General features: G+C 73.9%; 11 protein-coding genes. 5 read left to right on the forward strand and 6 right to left on the reverse strand.

Annotation, left to right across the window (positions count from 1 at the left end; genetic code table 11):
* Complete coding sequence (locus LG379_RS13330) at positions 1-1,074, reverse strand: glycosyltransferase family 1 protein (protein ID WP_225755082.1); 1,074 nt, start codon at positions 1,072-1,074, stop codon at positions 1-3.
* Positions 1,071-3,644, reverse strand: a complete 2,574-nt coding sequence (locus LG379_RS13335; RefSeq protein ID WP_225755083.1) for a sodium-translocating pyrophosphatase — start codon at positions 3,642-3,644, stop codon at positions 1,071-1,073. Before LG379_RS13335 ends, LG379_RS13330 begins: the two co-directional genes overlap by 4 nt.
* Positions 3,645-3,998: 354 nt before the next feature.
* Between LG379_RS13335 and ppdK the strand changes: the two genes are divergently transcribed.
* The 3 genes from ppdK to LG379_RS13350 all read left to right on the forward strand — a co-directional run bounded on the left by ppdK (position 3,999) and on the right by LG379_RS13350 (position 8,464).
* Positions 3,999-6,719: a pyruvate, phosphate dikinase gene (gene ppdK, locus LG379_RS13340; RefSeq protein ID WP_225755084.1), complete on the forward strand. Its 2,721-nt coding sequence runs from the start codon at positions 3,999-4,001 to the stop codon at positions 6,717-6,719.
* A gap of 124 nt (positions 6,720-6,843) precedes the next feature.
* Positions 6,844-7,878: a DUF368 domain-containing protein gene (locus tag LG379_RS13345; protein ID WP_225755085.1), complete on the forward strand. Its 1,035-nt coding sequence runs from the start codon at positions 6,844-6,846 to the stop codon at positions 7,876-7,878.
* A gap of 148 nt (positions 7,879-8,026) precedes the next feature.
* Positions 8,027-8,464, forward strand: coding sequence for an OsmC family peroxiredoxin (locus LG379_RS13350; protein WP_225755086.1), 438 nt, complete (start codon positions 8,027-8,029; stop codon positions 8,462-8,464).
* Between the two features lie 75 nt (positions 8,465-8,539).
* On the opposite strand, the gene LG379_RS13355 is transcribed toward LG379_RS13350, so the two are convergent.
* Positions 8,540-9,745, reverse strand: coding sequence for a zinc-dependent alcohol dehydrogenase (locus tag LG379_RS13355; protein WP_225755087.1), 1,206 nt, complete (start codon positions 9,743-9,745; stop codon positions 8,540-8,542).
* Positions 9,746-9,934: 189 nt separating this feature from the next.
* Here LG379_RS13355 and LG379_RS13360 point away from each other — a divergent pair, with 189 nt between their 5' ends.
* Complete coding sequence (locus LG379_RS13360; RefSeq protein WP_225755088.1) at positions 9,935-12,886, forward strand: FAD-binding and (Fe-S)-binding domain-containing protein; 2,952 nt, start codon at positions 9,935-9,937, stop codon at positions 12,884-12,886.
* A gap of 118 nt (positions 12,887-13,004) precedes the next feature.
* Positions 13,005-14,159, forward strand: coding sequence for a hypothetical protein (locus LG379_RS13365; RefSeq protein ID WP_225755089.1), 1,155 nt, complete (start codon positions 13,005-13,007; stop codon positions 14,157-14,159).
* A gap of 3 nt (positions 14,160-14,162) precedes the next feature.
* Here the strand turns inward: LG379_RS13365 and LG379_RS13370 are convergent, their stop codons facing one another.
* Genes LG379_RS13370 through LG379_RS13380 form a run of 3 tightly spaced genes read right to left on the reverse strand, consistent with a single transcriptional unit; the run spans position 14,163 to position 16,930 of the window.
* A complete protein-coding gene (locus LG379_RS13370) occupies positions 14,163-15,203 on the reverse strand; it encodes an alpha/beta hydrolase (RefSeq protein ID WP_225755090.1) in 1,041 nt (346 codons plus the stop codon).
* A gap of 12 nt (positions 15,204-15,215) precedes the next feature.
* Positions 15,216-16,187, reverse strand: a complete 972-nt coding sequence (locus tag LG379_RS13375) for a zinc-binding dehydrogenase (protein ID WP_225755358.1) — start codon at positions 16,185-16,187, stop codon at positions 15,216-15,218.
* A 38-nt stretch (positions 16,188-16,225) separates the two neighbouring features.
* Positions 16,226-16,930 (reverse strand): maleylpyruvate isomerase N-terminal domain-containing protein, encoded by a 705-nt coding sequence (locus LG379_RS13380; RefSeq protein ID WP_225755091.1) that lies wholly within the window; start codon positions 16,928-16,930, stop codon positions 16,226-16,228.
* Positions 16,931-16,946: the final 16 nt, after the last annotated feature.

Raw genomic sequence — 16,946 nt, forward strand, 5'->3', positions numbered from 1 at the left:
TCAGGCCCCCGGGACGACCGCCGGGACGTCGCCGAACCACTCGTGCACGCGGTCGGCGATGGCCCGCTCGAACAGGTCGTCGTCGTGCCGGGCCCGCAGCCAGGCCTGGAAGTCCCCGCCGCACACGGCGTCGACCTCCTCCAGACAGGTGGCGGGGTCGGTGACCGCGCGCAGCAGCATCTCCTCCGCCTCGGCGGCCGTCCGGTACAGGAAGGGGTAGCCGGCCGGCAGCAGGGCGTGCACCCACGGGCGGTCGGGGAAGATGCCGACCGCACCTGCCACGAGGGCCTCGACGTACTCGAGGCCGTACGACTCCTCGACGGCGGTCGCGAGGAACGCCGTCGTGCGCGCGAGCGCGTGCCAGTAGTCCTCACGGGACGCCGTCAGCGGGCCCACCCACGCCCAGCGCTGCCGGGAGAGCCGCATCGCCTGCTCGGAGATGAGGTGCGACTCGTGCAGGCGCGCCTCGACCCGGATCGGTGTGCGCCGGGCGACCCGCTCGACGACGTCGAGGAACAGCCGGGGGTTCTTGCGCTCGGACAGGTAGATCGCGGGGTAGAGCACGACGGGCTCGTCGGTCGCGGACCGGGGCTGCACGTGCTCGAGCCGGATGCCGAGGTTGACCCACGCGATGCGCGCCTTCTCGGCGACCTGGGGCACCGTCCAGAAGCTGACGATCTCGCGGATCTCGCTCGCGGTCCGCTCCGAGTTCGCGAACGTGGGGAAGCTCGCGCAGGACAGCGCCAGCGTGGAGCGCTCCACCGGGTGGCGCATCTGCGAGGTGCTGAACCACACGAAGTTCATCAGCCGGGGCTCCGGGTGGCTGCGCCGCAGCGTCTGCCACACGCACAGCGAGTCGGTGACGTCCATGTCCAGCACGACGGTGTCCGCCGCGTCGACGAACTCCAGGGGGAGGACGTCGAGGTCCGGGTACCGACGCGGTCCGCTGCCGACGATCTGCGCGCCGGGGAACACCCGCAGCAGGCGCCGGACGAGGGTCGCGCCGGCGTCGTGACCGGCGACCATCCCGTCCGGGTCGACGACGGCCGAGTCGTACTTGATCGCGAGCTTCATCGCTGCTCACCGGCTCCCTGCTCGGCCAGGGCCGAGGTGGTCGTGGACGAGGTGCTGGACGAGGACGGCACGCCCCGGCCGGACGCGCCCTGCGGGGCGGGACCCCCGGTGGCGGGCTCCGGCTCGTCCTCCAGCGACGTCCGGATCCGCATGCCGTAGAACGACCGGTGGACGAAGAACAGGGCCGCCGCGAAGAACACCGCCGCGAGCGTCGTCACGAGCGTCTGGCGGCCCTCCGTGGTGAGGCTCACCGCCAGCTCGACGGCGAGCAGCCCGAAGAGGGTCGTGAACTTGATGACCGGGTTGAGCGCGACCGAGGACGTGTCCTTGTACGGGTCGCCGACGGTGTCACCGACGATCGTCGCGTCGTGCAGGGCCGTGCCCTTGGCGTGCAGGTCCACCTCGACGATCTTCTTCGCGTTGTCCCACGCTCCGCCGGCGTTCGCCATGAAGATCGCCTGGTACAGCCCGAAGATCGCGATCGAGATGAGGTAGCCGATGAAGAAGAACGGCTCGACGAACGCGAAGGAGAGGGTCAGGAAGAACACGCCGAGGAACATCGTCAGCATGCCCTGCTGGGCGTACTGGGTGCAGATCTCCACGACGCGGCGGGAGTCGGCCTCGCTCGCGCGGGTGACGCCGTCGAGGCGGATCGTCGTCCGGATGAACTCGACGGCCCGGTAGGCGCCGGTGGTGACTGCCTGGATGGACGCGCCGGTGAACCAGAAGATCACCGCGCCACCGGTGATGAGGCCGAGCAGGAGAGGGGCGTGCAGGAGGGAGAGGTTCTCCAGCCCGGTCGTCAGGGAGTCCGTGAGCGCCATGACGATCGAGAAGATCATCGTGGTCGCCCCGACGACGGCGGTGCCGATGAGCACCGGCTTGGCGGTCGCCTTGAACGTGTTCCCGGCGCCGTCGTTCTCCTCGAGCATGAGCTTCGCCCGGGTCCACTGCGGGTCGACGCCGTGCTCGCGCCGGAGCTCGTCGTCGATGCCGGGGATCTCCTCGATGGTCGACAGCTCGTAGACGCTCTGCGCGTTGTCCGTGACCGGCCCGTAGGAGTCCACCGCGATGGTGACGGGGCCCATGCTGAGGAAGCCGAACGCCACAAGGCCGAAGGCGAAGATCGCCGGGGCGACCATGACGGCCTCGAGGCCCAGCCCGCTGATGAGGAACGCCCCGCCCATGAGCCCGACGATGGCGGTGCCCAGCCAGAACGCGGAGAAGTTGCCCGCGACCAGGCCCGAGAGGATGGTCAGCGACGCCCCGCCCTGGCGCGAGCTCTTGACGACCTCGCGCACGTGCTTGCTGTGCGTGGACGTGAACACCTTGACGAGCTCGGGGATGAGGGCGCCGGCGAGGGTGCCGCAGCTGATGATCGTCGCGAGCTTCCACCACAGCCCGTCGGTGGTGCTCGGTGCCAGGACCGCCCACGTCGTCAGGTAGGTCGCGGCCATCGACACGATCGAGGTGAGCCACACGAGCGACGTCAGCGGCGTCTCGAAGTTCATGCGGTCCGCGCCGGTCCAGCGCGCACGGGTCCAGGCGTCGTTGGCGAGGTAGGACAGGGCCGACGCGACGACCATGACGGCACGCACGACGAAGATCCACACCAGCAGGGAGGCCTGGACGGCCGGGTCGCCCACCCCCAGGAGCACGAAGGTGATGAGGGCGACGCCCGTGACGCCGTAGGTCTCGAAACCGTCGGCGCTCGGGCCGACGGAGTCGCCGGCGTTGTCACCGGTGCAGTCCGCGATGACGCCGGGGTTGCGGGCGTCGTCCTCCTTGATCTTGAAGGCGATCTTCATGAGGTCGGAGCCGATGTCCGCGATCTTCGTGAAGATGCCGCCGGCGATGCGCAGGGCCGCCGCGCCGAGCGACTCGCCGATCGCGAAGCCGATGAAGCACGCGCCGGCGAGGTCGGCCGGCAGGAACAGCAGGATGATGAGCATGATCAGCAGCTCGAGGCTGATGAGGACCATGCCGATCGACATGCCCGAGCGCATCGGGATCTGGTGCACCGGCAGCGGCTTGCCGCCGAGGGAGGCGAACGCCGTCCGGGCGTTGGCGAGGGTGTTGACCCGGATCCCGAACCACGCCACCGAGTACGAGCCCGCCATGCCGACGAGGCTGAAGGCGATGACGACGGCGACCCGCCCCCAGGGCAGGCCCACGAGCACCCCGTAGTAGGTGACGATGACCGCCGCGATGAAGCCCCACAGCACGAGGAGGAACCGGCCCTGCTGCGTCAGGTACGCCTTGCACGTCGACCAGATGAGGTCGGCGACCTCGCTCATCGAGCGGTGCACGGGCAGGCGCCGCAGCTGCAGGTACACCAGCAGCCCGAAGACGAGGCCGAGGCCGCACACGCCGAGGCCGAGGAGCAGCAGCGTCCGGCCGGACATGCCGCCCAGGACGGTCACGCCGGACAGGTCCGGCAGGACCAGGCTGACCTCCCCGCCGTGCCCGCCGCCGGCCTGCCCGTCCTGCGCAGCGGCGACCCCGCGGACGGCGGGTGCGCCGGATCCCGCGAGCGCCCCCACCTGCTGACCCACCCAGACGTGGACCATGACGTCCCTCTCGAAGAAGTCCGGCGGGCCAGCCCTGGTCCCGGTCCATCGACCCGTCGGTGTGTCGCGCACTTCCACGCTAGGCGCGGGCAGAAAGCGCTCCCTGGGACCTCCGGCGCAGGACCGACGTCCCGGCCGGACGATCCGCCGGCACAGCCCCGTCCCGTCGATCTCGCCCCGTCGGAGGGCTGTGCCGACGGGAGAGGCCCACCCCGGCGGCGGCCACGGCGCTGAACCGCCCGGGGCCGTGAGAAATCGGGCCCTTGGTCCCCGGAACGGGGCGGACGGGGGTTGCACGCTGGAGGCCTGACGACGGCAACGAGGCCGTCGTCCGGCACGAGAAGAGGACCTCCGGTGGCGAAGTACGTCTACGACTTCAGCGAGGGGAACAAGGACCTCAAGGATCTTCTCGGCGGGAAGGGTGCGAACCTCGCCGAGATGACCCGACTGGGCCTTCCGGTCCCCCCGGGATTCACGATCACGACCGAGGCATGCCGCGCCTTCATGGCCGACGGCCAGCTCCCGCCCGAGCTGCGGGTCGAGGTCACCATGGCGGTGCGCCGCCTCGAGGACGCCATCGGGCGCAACCTCGGTGACCCCTACGACCCCCTGCTCGTCTCCGTGCGCTCCGGCGCCAAGTTCTCCATGCCCGGCATGATGGAGACCGTCCTGAACATCGGCCTCAACGACGCGAGCGTCCAGGGCCTGGCGAAGTTCTCCGACGACGAGCGCTTCGCGTGGGACTCCTACCGCCGGCTCATCCAGATGTTCGGCAAGACCGTCCTGGACATCGACGGCGCCCTGTTCTCCGGTGCGCTGGACGACCTCAAGGCCGCTCGCGGCGTCAGCGGCGACACGGACCTCACGGCCGCCGACCTCCAGGAGCTCACGGGCACCTTCAAGGACATCGTCCGCGAGCAGTCCGGCCGGGACTTCCCCCAGCACCCGCGCGAGCAGCTCGACCTGGCGATCACCGCCGTCTTCAACTCGTGGAACACCGACCGCGCGCGCCTGTACCGCCGCCGCGAGCGCATCCCCCACGACCTCGGCACGGCCGTCAACGTCGTGTCGATGGTGTTCGGCAACCTCGGCACCACCTCCGGCACGGGCGTGTGCTTCACGCGCGACCCCTCCACCGGCCACTCCGGCGTGTACGGCGACTACCTGCCCAACGCGCAGGGCGAGGACGTCGTGGCGGGCATCCGTAACACCCTCACGCTGGCGGACCTGGAGCAGCTGGACCCGACGTCGTACGCCGAGCTCCGGCAGGCGATGCGTCGCCTGGAGACCCACTACCGCGACCTGTGCGACATCGAGTTCACGATCGAGCGCGGCAAGCTGTGGATGCTCCAGACCCGCGTCGGCAAGCGCACCGCGGCCGCGGCGTTCCGCATCGCGACCCAGCTCGTCGACGAGCACCTCATCACCATGGACGAGGCGCTCGACCGGGTCACGGGTGCGCAGCTGAGCAAGCTGATGTTCCCGCAGTTCGACGCGGCCGCGGACGGGCGCACGCTCCTGGCGACCGGCATGGCGGCATCGCCCGGTGCCGCCGTCGGCATGGCCGTGTTCGACTCGGCGACCGCGCAGCAGTGGGCCGCCGAGGGCAAGGACGTCATCCTCGTGCGGCGCGAGACCAACCCGGACGACCTGGGCGGCATGATCGCCGCCGTCGGCGTCCTCACCTCCCGCGGCGGCAAGACGTCGCACGCGGCCGTCGTGGCGCGCGGCATGGGGACCACGTGCGTCGTCGGTGCGGAGAAGCTGGACGTCGACGTCCTGGCGCGAGTCATGCGGGTCGGCAAGCGGGTCGTCAAGGAGGGCGAGGTCATCGCCATCGACGGCTCCAGCGGCGAGATCTTCCTCGGCGACGTGCCCGTCGTGCCGTCGCCGGTGGTCCGCTACCTCGAGGACGGGCTGGACGTCGCCCTCGACGTGGCGGCCGACGACGAGACGCGCGAGCTGGTCAAGGCCGTCGACCGCATCCTCACCCACGCGGACACGGTCCGCCGTCTGCGGGTGCACGCCAACGCGGACACCCCCGGCGACGCCCACCGCGCGCGGCTGTGGGGCGCGCAGGGCATCGGCCTGTGCCGCACCGAGCACATGTTCCTCGGCGACCGCCGCGTGCTCATCGAGCGGCTCATCGTGGCGCAGGACGACGCGGAGCGGCACGCCGCCCTCGACGCCCTCCTGCCGCTGCAGCGGTCCGACTTCGTCGAGATCCTCCGCGAGATGGACGGGCGTCCGACGACGATCCGGCTCATCGACCCCCCGCTGCACGAGTTCCTGCCGGACCTCACGGAGCTGTCGGTCAAGGTGGCCCTCGACGCCGAGCGTGGCGCGACGGGGCCGGAGGTCGAGCGGGACCGTGTGCTGCTCACCGCCGTCAGGCGGATGCACGAGGCGAACCCGATGCTCGGCCTGCGCGGCGTCCGGCTCGGCATCGTCGTGCCCGGGCTCTTCGCCCTGCAGATCCGTGCGGTCGCGGAGGCGGCGGCGGCCCTGCTCAAGGAGGGCGGCCGGCCCCACGCGGAGATCATGGTGCCGCTCGCGGCGTCGGTCATGGAGCTGCACCTGGTCCGTGACGAGGCGGAGCGGATCCTCGCCGACGTCGCCGCGGAGCAGGGCGTCCAGCTGCACATCCCCATCGGCGCGATGATCGAGCTGCCGCGCGCGGCGCTCACGGCCGACCGGATGGCGCAGGCGGCGGAGTTCTTCTCCTTCGGCACGAACGACCTCACCCAGACGACCTGGGGCTTCTCCCGCGACGACGTCGAGGGCGCGTTCTTCGCGGAGTACACCGAGCGCGGCGTCATCTCCGTGTCCCCGTTCGAGACGATCGACCGCCGTGGCGTCGGCCGGCTCGTCCGGATCGCCGTGGAGGAGGGGCGCTCCGAGCGGCCCGACATCGTCCTCGGCGTGTGCGGGGAGCACGGCGGCGACCCGGAGTCCATCCACTTCTTCCACGAGGTGGGCCTGGACTACGTGAGCTGCTCGCCGTTCCGCATCCCCGTCGCGCGGCTCGAGGCCGGTCGTGCCGCCGTCAGCGCAGCAGGGAGCGACTCGCGCTGAGCACCTGAGCTCCTCGGCGCACGACCAGGGCCGGGTCGGCAGCACCACCGGGCTGCCGACCCGGCCCGCCGTCGTCCCCGCCCGGGTCCCACCCGACCACGGGACGCGTCACTAGGCTCCTCGCGTGACCGACGACAGACCCGCCAGCACCGTCGAGCCCGCGACCGGGGCGCTGCCGCCCGCGCCCGTGACGCCGCACCACGCGGCGCCCCGCGGGTGGCTCGACCGCCTGGGGCTGGCCGGACGGGGGGCGCTCATCGGCGCGGCCGAGATCGTGCCCGGCGTCTCGGGCGGCACCATCGCGCTCATCGTCGGCGTCTACGAGACGCTCATCCGCTCGGCGGGTCACCTCGTCCGGGCGGCCGTCGGCCTGGTGCTCGTGGCGCTCCGCCGCCGGGACCGGGCGACCGTCCGGCACCACGCGCGCGAGGTGCGCTGGGACGCCGTCCTCCCCATCGGCATCGGCATGCTCGCCGCCGTGGTCGTCGGCGCGGCCCTCCTGGAGCCGGTGCTCGAGGAGTACCCGGTCCAGGCGCGGGCGCTCTTCGCCGGGCTCATCGTCGCGTCGCTCGTCGTGCCGGCCCGGATGGTCGGCGGCCGCTGGACGATCCGCGAGGTCGGCGTCGGCCTGCTCGCCGCGGCCGCGGCCTTCTTCCTCACGAGCATCCCGCCCGCCGCGGACCAGCAGCCGACGGCGCTCGTCGTCTTCGGGGCCGCGGCGGTGGCCGTCTGCGCCCTCGTCCTGCCGGGCATCTCCGGCTCGTTCCTCCTGCTCACCCTGGGCCTCTACGAGCCGACACTCGGCGCGGTCAACGACAGGGACCTGGGCTACCTGGGCGTCTTCGTGCTCGGTGCGATCTTCGGCCTGTCGGTGTTCGTCGCCGGTCTGCAGTGGCTCCTGGAGCACCGGCACCGGATCACCCTCGTCGTCATGACGGGCCTCATGGCCGGCTCGCTGCGGGCGCTGTGGCCGTGGCAGGACGACGACCGCAGCCTGCAGGCGCCCGGGGAGTCCCTGGGCGCCGTCGTCGGGCTCTTCGTGCTGGGGCTCGTCATCGTGCTCGGGCTCGTGCTGGTGGAGGACCGGATCCAGGCCCGCGCCGCCGAGCGCGACCCGGCCGAGCCCCAGCACAGGGCGGAGGAGGGCCCGGACGCCTGAGAGCGAGCGGCACCGGACGGCGGGCTCGGAATGCCCCGGCGTCGCGGACTGGTTAGCGTCGACAGGGGCGTGCGACCGACATGCGTCGTGGCGCGCGCCCTCGTCGTCGCAGCACCAGCCCGCACCAGCCACAGCACACGGAGGTCTCATGTCCACCCGTACCGCCCGCACCGCCTGGAACGGCTCCCTGCAGGACGGCTCCGGCCAGGTCGAGCTCACGAGCTCCCAGGTCGGCACCTTCGACGTCTCCTTCCCGCGCCGCACCGCCGACGACCCGAACGGCGTGACCAGCCCCGAGGAGCTCATCGCGGCGGCGCACTCCTCCTGCTTCGCGATGCAGATGTCGGGCGTCGTCGGCCAGGCGGGCGGCACCGTCCAGTCCCTCGAGGTGACGGCCGACGTCTCGCTCACGCCCGACCCGGACGGCGGCCTGCGCATCGACGCCATCCGCCTCACCGTCACGGGTGAGGTGGACGGCCTGGACGAGCAGGGCTTCCTCGCCGCCGCCCAGAAGGCCAAGGACACGTGCCCCGTCAGCAAGGCCCTCACCGGCACGACGATCACCCTGGAGGCGTCGGTCGCCTGACCCGACCACCGATCGACCGATCGACCGATCGACCGACCACGCCCCGCCCGGACCCCCGGGCGGGGCGTCGTCGTCTCAGCCGGCCTTCGGCAGCGCCGGGTCCAGCACGACCTTGATGCAGCCGTCCTCCTTCTTCTGGAACGTCTCGTACATCGCCGGCGCGTCCTCCAGGGACGCGCGGTGCGTGCGCAGGTCGAGCACCCCCAGCGGGTCGTCGTCGCGCGCGACGAGCGGCAGGACGTCGTCGATCCACTTGCGGACGTTGGCCTGCCCCATGCGGACGGTCACCTGCTTGTCGAAGAGCTCCATCATGGGCAGCGGGTCCGCCGAGCCGCCGTAGACCCCGGACAGGGACAGCGTCCCGCCGCGGCGCACGGACGAGATCGCGGTGTAGAGCGCCGCGAGGCGGTCCACGCCCACCGTGTCGATCATCTTCCGGCCGACCGCGTCGGGCAGGAACGCTGCTGCCTTCATCGCCGTCTCGGCCACCGGCGAGCCGTGCGCCTCCATGCCCACCGCGTCGACGACCGACGCGGGTCCGCGACCGTCGGTGAGGTCCCGCAGCGCCGCAGGGACGTCGTCGACGTCGCGCAGGTCGATCGTCTCGACCCCGTGCCGCCGTGCCATCTCGAGGCGCTCGGGCACGAGGTCGACGCCGAAGACGCGACGGGCGCCGAGGTGCGCCGCGATCCGGCACGCCATCTGCCCGATGGGCCCGAGCCCGATGACGGCCACGTCACCCCCCGGCTCGACGTCGGCGTACCGCACCGCCTGCCACGCGGTCGGGACGACGTCGGACAGGTACAGCCAGCGCTCGTCGGGCGAGCCGTCGTCGGGGACCGTCACCGGCCCGAACTGCGCCTGCGGCACGCGCAGGTACTCGGCCTGCCCGCCGGCGACGTGGCCGTAGAGCGTCGTGTAGCCGAAGAGGGTGGCGCCCTTGCTCGCGTGGCGGTTCTGCGTCGTCTCGCACTGGGTCGACAGCCCGCGCGAGCACATGAAGCACGACCCGCACGCGATGACGAAGGGCACGACGACCCGGTCGCCGGGGGCCAGGTTCGTGACGCCCGGGCCGACCTCCTCGACGACGCCCATGGGCTCGTGGCCGAGGATGTCGCCGGACTCCAGGAACATCCCGAGCGTCGAGTACAGGTGCAGGTCCGACCCGCAGATCGCCGTCGACGTCACGCGGATCACCGCGTCGGTGGGCTCCACGATCTGCGGGTCCGGCACGGTCTCGACGCTCAGCTTCTCGGTGCCCTGCCAGGTCAGTGCGCGCACGTGGTCCTCCTGTCGTCGAACGGCTGGGCGCTGCCGCTGCCGACGACGCCCCCGGGCCGTGCGGCCCGCCGCCCCCAGGCTCACCCGACCGGGAAGGGCCCGCACCCGGGGGCGCGCCCGGCGACGGGGGCGCGTCCGTGCTGCGATCGTCGCGGCCGGGTCCCGGCCCGTGCGTGGCAGGATCGCGTCGTGCTCACGACGTCCGGGCCGGGGACCGCCGGCGCCCCCACCGCCGACCTCGTGCGCGGGCTGCGGCGCGTCGTCGCCGGCGAGGTGGACGACGCCTCCCGACGCCGGGCCGAGTACTCCACGGACGCGTCCAACTACCGGGTGGTGCCCCAGGTCGTCGTGTTCCCGCGCGACACCGACGACCTGCTCGCGGTCGCGGAGGTGGCGCGGACGACGGGCACCCCCCTCACCCTGCGCGGCGGCGGCACGTCGGTCGCCGGCAACGCCGTCGGTCCGGGGATCGTCGTCGACACGTCGCGGCACCTGCACCGCATCGGTGGGATCGACCCGGAGGCGCGCACCGCCGTCGTCGAGCCGGGCGTCGTCATGAGCGCCCTCCAGGCGGCCGCGAAGCCGTACGGCCTCCGCTTCGGGCCCGACCCGTCCACCCAGGACCGCGCGACGCTCGGCGGCATGATCGGCAACAACGCGTGCGGCCCGCACGCCGTCGCGTACGGCCGGACGGCCGACAACGTGGTGGCGCTGGACGTGGTCGACGGCCACGGGCGCCGGTTCACGGCCTCGTCCGGCGGCGGCGCGATGGACCACGTCCCCGGGCTGGCCGGCCTGGTTACGGCGAACCTGCAGACGATCCGCACCGAGTTCGGGCGGTTCGGCCGCCAGGTCTCGGGGTACTCGCTCGAGCACCTCCTCCCCGAGCGCGGCACGGACCTCGCGAGGTTCCTCGTCGGCACCGAGGGGACCCTCGCCACCGTCCTCGGCGCCACGGTCCGCCTCGTGCCGATCGCGGACGCCGCCGTGCTCGTCGTCCTCGGCTACGCCGACATGCCGAGCGCGGCCGACGCCGTCCCCGCCCTCCTTGCGCACGAGCCGCTCGCGGTCGAGGGCCTGGACGCGCGCCTGGTCGACGTCGTGCGCCGCCACCGCGGCGAGGCGCACGTGCCGGCGCTCCCCGAGGGTGCCGGCTGGCTCATGGTGGAGATGGGTGGGGCCACGCGCCAGGAGGCGCTCGCGCGCGCCGAGGCGATGGTCGCCGACGCCGCTGCCGTGTCGGCGCGCGTCGTGCCACCCGGGGCCGAGGCGTCCTCGCTGTGGCAGATCCGCGCCGACGGCGCCGGGCTGGGCGGCCGCACGCCGTCGGGCGCGCAGGCGTGGCCGGGCTGGGAGGACGCGGCGGTGCCGCCCGAGCGCCTCGGCGCGTACCTGCGCGACTTCGACGGGCTCATGGCCCGGCACGGCGTGGACGGCCTGCCGTACGGGCACTTCGGCGACGGGTGCATCCACGTCCGCCTCGACGTCCCGCTCGAGCGCGCCGACGACGTCGCGGGGTTCCGCGCCTTCATGACCGAGGCCGCGGAGCTCGTCACCTCCTACGGCGGGTCCCTGTCCGGCGAGCACGGCGACGGGCGTGCGCGCTCGGAGCTCCTCCGCCACATGTACACACCCGCCGCGCTGGACCTGTTCGCGCAGGTCAAGCAGCTCTTCGACCCGGCGGACGTGCTCAACCCGGGCGTCGTCGTCCGGCCGCGGCCGATCGACGCGGACCTGCGTCGGCCGCACGCCCCGCCCCTGCCGCGGGCGACCGGCTTCGCCTTCGCGCACGACGGTGGCGACGTCACCACGGCCGTGCACCGGTGCGTGGGCGTGGGCAAGTGCCGCGCGGACACGTCGGCGTCCGGCGGGTTCATGTGCCCGTCCTACCTGGCGACGCGGGACGAGAAGGACTCGACCCGCGGCCGGGCCCGGGTGCTCCAGGAGATGGCGAACGGCTCGCTGGTCGACGACGGGTGGCGCTCGGCGGAGGTCCACGAGGTCCTCGACCTGTGCCTGTCCTGCAAGGCGTGCTCGAGCGACTGCCCGGCGGGCGTCGACATGGCGCAGTACAAGTCGGAGGTCCTGCACCGCACCTACGCCGGGCGGCTGCGCCCGGTGACCCACTACGCCCTCGGGTGGCTGCCCCGGTGGTCGGCGCTCGTGGGGCGCCTGCGGCTGGGGCGCGCAGTCAACCGCGTCCTCGGGGTGCGTCCGGTCGCGACGGCCGTGCTGGCGCTCGGCGGCATGGACACGCGCCGCCGCATCCCCCGGTTCGCCGAGGTGCCCTTCCGCACCTGGTGGGCGCGGGAGTCCCGGACAGGCCGCACCCACCTCAACCAGGGCGTCGGAGAGGCGACGACGGCGGCCGCCTCCGCCCACGCGACCGGTGGGGTCGACGCGGTCCGGCGGGTCGTCCTCTGGTCGGACTCCTTCTCGGACGGGTTCGACCCCGACGTCCCCCGCGCCATGATCGCCGTCCTGCGCGACGCGGGGTACGAGGTGATCGTCCCCGACCAGCCGGCCTGCTGCGGCCTCACCTGGATCAGCACCGGCCAGCTCGACGGGGCGCGTCGTCGTCTCACGGACCTCCTGGCCGTCCTCGCCCCCTACGCGGTCAACGGCATCCCCGTCGTGGGCGTCGAGCCGTCGTGCACGGCGGTCCTGCGCTCCGACCTGCTCGACCTGCTGCCCGACGACCCCCGTGCCGTGGCCGTCGCGCACGCCACGCGCACCCTGGCCGAGCTCCTCACCGCGCCCGCACCGCTGGGCCCGGTCGGCTGGGCGCCCCCGCGGCTGGACGGCGTCGAGGTGCTCGCGCAGCCGCACTGCCACCACCACTCGGTCATGGGCTACCAGCAGGACCTCGCGCTGCTGCAGGACGCCGGCGCCCACGTGCGGGCGCTGGCCGGCTGCTGCGGGCTCGCGGGGAACTTCGGCATGGAGAAGGGGCACTACGACGTGTCCGTCGCCGTGGCCGAGCGGGCGCTCCTCCCCGCGCTGCGCGACCTCACGCCGGGGACGGTCCTGCTCGCCGACGGCTTCTCGTGCCGCACCCAGGCCGACCAGCTCGGCGGAGCCACCGGCGTCCACCTGGCCCAGCTCCTCGCCGACCGGCTCGACGGACCGCGCGGGGCGTGAGCGACGCGCGTCCTGCGGACGGGTGACCCACCGGCGTTTCGCGAGACACGCATATCGTCCGCAATGCGGCACCCCCTACGCTGGGCACCGCCACGCCCCCGACCGCGAAGGTGCCCCGGTGACCTCGCACGCGCTGACTCCCGCCCGCGGGTTCGCCCTGTCCGCCGTGCCGTCCCGGACCGCCGCCCCGCGCCAGGTCTCGCTGCCAGGGGCCGCGAGCAGGCACACCCGCGCCGACGTCGGGGACCAGCTCGACGCGCTGCTCGGGGAGCACCTGCTGCCCGTGCGCACCCGCACCCCGGGCGCCGACGAGCCGCACCTCCTCGCGGTCGACGCCTCGGGGCGCCCGGTCGTCGTCGAGGTGGTCGGGCGCCTGGACGAGGCGGCGTGCCTGCGCGCGCTGTCCTACGCCGGCCGGGCGGCGCGGATGTCCACGCAGCAGCTCGCCGCCGCCTACAGCGGCGGTGCGGCCAGCTTCGAGCCCCACCTGGAGGCGTTCCGCCGCACCGTCTCCCCGTCGTCGCTCCTGCGTCCCTCGACGGGCGGCGGCGCCCGCCTGCTGGTCGTGTGCACCGAGATCGCCGCCGGGGTCGACGACGTGCTGGAGTTCCTCGTCCAGCCCGGCCACCACGTCGAGGTCCTGCGGGTGCGCGTCACGGCCGACCCGGCGGGGGGCCGCGTCGTCGACGTCGTGCCCGTCGACCGGTCCGTGCCGGTGCACGAGGCGGCCGGCCTGCGGTCGGAGGACCTGCCCGTCCGGCGCCGCGACCGTCGTGAGGGTGCGGCAGCGGAGCCGGAGCGGCCCCGCCCGACGGTGGTGCCGCCGCCGTTCGCGGCCGTGCGGACGGCGCCCACCGCGCCGTCGGGACCCACGGCCCCGTCCGTGTCGTCCGTCGTCCCGCCGTCCGGGCCGCTCCCGCTGGGCACCCCGGTGGCCGTCGTCCAGGGCCTGGGTGGTGCCCCGGCGTCGACGGCGCAGCGACGCCACGGGCCGGACCCGCGGCTGACGGAGATCGCCGCACGCCGCGAGGGCCCGACCCGGCTCGTGTGGGTGCGGCGACGGCGGGGCGAGCGGTACGAGGCGGTCCTGCACCCGGACGGCGTCGTCGAGGCCCACGGCAAGCGGTTCGGCGACCCCGACCGCGCGGCCGCGTTCGCCTCCGGCGGGACGGTCGTGGACGGGTGGGCGGTGTGGCGCGCGGGCAGCGAGGACGGCCCGAGCCTCCGCGACCTCCTGCGGGAGCCGCACCGCGACGGCGGCGCCGGACGCTGAGCCTCAGGCGCCGGACCAGCCGTAGGCGCTGAGCCACCGCGTCACCTCGGCGTAGAACCGCTCGCGCACCGGCGCGGGGGACAGCGTGAGGTCGTGCAGGCCGCCGTCCACGCGGAGCACCGTCACGAGAGGCCCGAGCAGCACCGCTCGCCGCGCGAGGAGGTCGGTGTCGAGGACGACGTCCGCGGCGCGCATCTCCTCCCGCCACCGGGTGCCGACGACGCTGCGTGCCGAGGCCGCCATGAGGACCGGTGCGTCGATCGCGAGACCACGGGCGATGCGCGCATGCCCCTCGAGGACCGCCTGGAGCCAGCCCGCGCGGATGGGGAAGAACGGGACGGGCCGCCATGCCTCGTCGTACTCCCACTCGCCTCCGTGGCGCGTCAGCAGGGTGCGGGCGTAGAACCCCGGGTCGCGGGCGATCATGGGCGTCCGGGGGTGCAGGCGGGCGATCTGCTGGACGACGGGCGTGCTGAGCAGGCGGGCCACCGAGGAGCCGGTGATCTCCAGCCACGGGCTGTTGAGGACCAGGCCTGCGAGCCGACCGGGGTTCCGGTCGGCCCAGAGCGCCGCGACGAGCCCGCCGGTGCTGTGCCCCATGAGGACGACGCGGGCGTGACGGCCCAGGTCCGCCCGCACCTGCTCGAGGGCGAGCCCGAGCTCCTCGTCGTACGTGGCGAGGTCCTCGACGTGGTTGGGGGTGTGGTGCGGACGCAGGCTCCGCCCGTACTTGCGCAGGTCCAGGGCGTAGAACGCCGCGCCGTGGCCGTGCCAGAACTGCGCCAGCCCGACCTGGAAGAAGTAGTCGTTCCAGCCGTGCAGGTAGAGCACGGCCCGCGCGGGGCGGAGGGGCTCCGGCTCCGCGGGGCGGTACCGCACGAGCGTCGCGACCACCTCGCCCTCGTCGTCGTCGGCCAGCGGGAGGGTGCGCGCCAGGAAGTCGGGGCCGAGGACGTCGGGCGCCCAGCCGTCGTCGGTCGGCTCGGGCGCGTCGGTCGGCGGGTCCGTGCCGGTGACGGTGCCCTGCGGCGTGACGTCGGTCATCGTGGTCCCCGGTCAGCCGACGGTCACGACGACCTTGCCGACCTGCTCGCCGGACGCGAGCCGGGCGAAGCCCTCGGCTGCCTGCTCCAGGGGGACGGTGCGGTCCACGAGCGGGCGCACGCCGGTGCGCACGAGCATCCTCAGGAGGGCCTCGAGGTCCTCCTTGGAGCCCATCGTCGCGCCGAGCACGGAGATCTCGGTGAAGAAGATCCGGGCGATCTCCATGGGGGCCGGGTCGCCGGTCGTGGCGCCGGCGACGACGATCGTCCCGCCCGGGCGCACCGACCGCACGGAGTGCGACCACGTCGCGGCACCCACGGTCTCCAGGACCGCGTCGACCCGGAACGGGAGGCGGCCGCCCGGCTCGACGGCGACGGCGGCGCCGAGGCCCAGCGCCCGTTCCCGCTTGGCGGCGTCCCTGCTCGTCACCGCGACGTCGAGGCCGGCGGCGGCCCCGAGCAGCACGGCAGCCGTCGCGACGCCACCACCGGCGCCCTGCACGAGGACCCGGTCACCGGGGGAGAGCGCCGCGCTCGTGAAGAGCATCCGGTAGGCGGTCAGCCAGGCGGTGGGCAGGCACGCGGCCTCCGCGAAGCTCAGCTCCGCGGGCTTCGGCACGAGGTTCCAGGCCGGGACCGCGACCTGCTCCGCCAGCGTGCCCGGGTACTTCTCCGACAGCAGCGACCGGCGCTCGCCCGGCCCCACGCCGTGGCCGGTCGCGCCGACGACGGCGTGCACGACGACCTCCCGGCCGTCCGCCGTCACCCCCGCCGCGTCGCAGCCCAGGACCATCGGCAGCGCCTCGTCGGGCAGGCCCACACCGCGCAGGGACCACAGGTCATGGTGGTTGAGGCTCGCGGCGCGCACGTCGACGACGGACCAGTGCTCCGGGAGCGCGGCGGCGTCGGGCCGCTCCACCTGGCGGATCTCGAGCCCGGACAGGGGGTCGGCCTGGCTGGTGCGGGCGGCGACGGCGGCGAGCATGGTCATGTCCGCCACCGTAGGCGGTCCGCCGGCCGTCGTCAGAGGAGCGGCAGCGCGCCGGTGAGGTCCGGGGTGGAGTCCGAGGTGTGGCGCGGGCGGACCGCGGCGCCCACGGCCTCGGCGCTCAGCGGCGTGCGACCGCAGGCGAGCCGGACCCAGGCGCGCGGCTCGACGACCTCGAGGTCCCAGGCGCCGCGTCCGGTCAGCACCTCCAGGAGGGCGGCCGAGACGACCTCCAGCGCCTCGTCGAGCACGATGTCGCCCGGCACCGCCGGCAGCGACCGGTCGAGGTCGTCCCCGTGGACGACGAGCTCGAGCAGACGGGTGAGCAGGAGGTCGGACAGGCGGATGGGTGCCATCCGGGCGCGGACGACCACGTCCGGGCCCATGCCGCGCAGGTCGTGCAGGTGCGCGAAGGCGTCCTCCGCCTCACGGTCGAGGGCACCGAGGGGGTCGTCGACGATCTCCTGCGCCAGCCGGCGGGCCGTGGCGTCGACGCGGTCGGCCTGCTGCGTCGCGAGCCGGAGGTACTGGCCGAGGCTCAGAGCGTCTCCGTCGTCGGGCTGGGCGACGGCCAGGGCGTTCATCACTCGACCGACGTGGGCCACGAGCTCGGCGACGGTCCAGCCGGGCAGGACGCTGGGTGCGGCGGTCGCGTCGTCGTCGAGCTCGACGAGCCACTCCCGCAGCCGCAGCCACTGCGCGCGCAGGAGACGGTCGGTGGTCGCGACGTCGGTGCCCATGGTCGGCATCGTAGGG

It is taken from the genome of Actinotalea sp. Marseille-Q4924, from assembly GCF_916618755.1.
In the GTDB taxonomy this organism is placed as follows: Bacteria; Actinomycetota; Actinomycetes; order Actinomycetales; family Cellulomonadaceae; genus Actinotalea.

What these genes read in the sequence shown, in the direction of transcription:
- LG379_RS13370 (WP_225755090.1), bottom strand. Translation starts at nt 15,203, where the DNA reads ATGACCGACGTCACGCCGCAGGGCACCGTCACCGGCACGGACCCGCCG.
- LG379_RS13335 (WP_225755083.1), bottom strand. Translation starts at nt 3,644, where the DNA reads ATGGTCCACGTCTGGGTGGGTCAGCAGGTGGGGGCGCTCGCGGGATCC.
- LG379_RS13330 (WP_225755082.1), bottom strand. Translation starts at nt 1,074, where the DNA reads ATGAAGCTCGCGATCAAGTACGACTCGGCCGTCGTCGACCCGGACGGG.
- LG379_RS13375 (WP_225755358.1), bottom strand. Translation starts at nt 16,187, where the DNA reads ATGCTCGCCGCCGTCGCCGCCCGCACCAGCCAGGCCGACCCCCTGTCC.
- LG379_RS13350 (WP_225755086.1), top strand. Translation starts at nt 8,027, where the DNA reads ATGTCCACCCGTACCGCCCGCACCGCCTGGAACGGCTCCCTGCAGGAC.
- LG379_RS13380 (WP_225755091.1), bottom strand. Translation starts at nt 16,930, where the DNA reads ATGGGCACCGACGTCGCGACCACCGACCGTCTCCTGCGCGCGCAGTGG.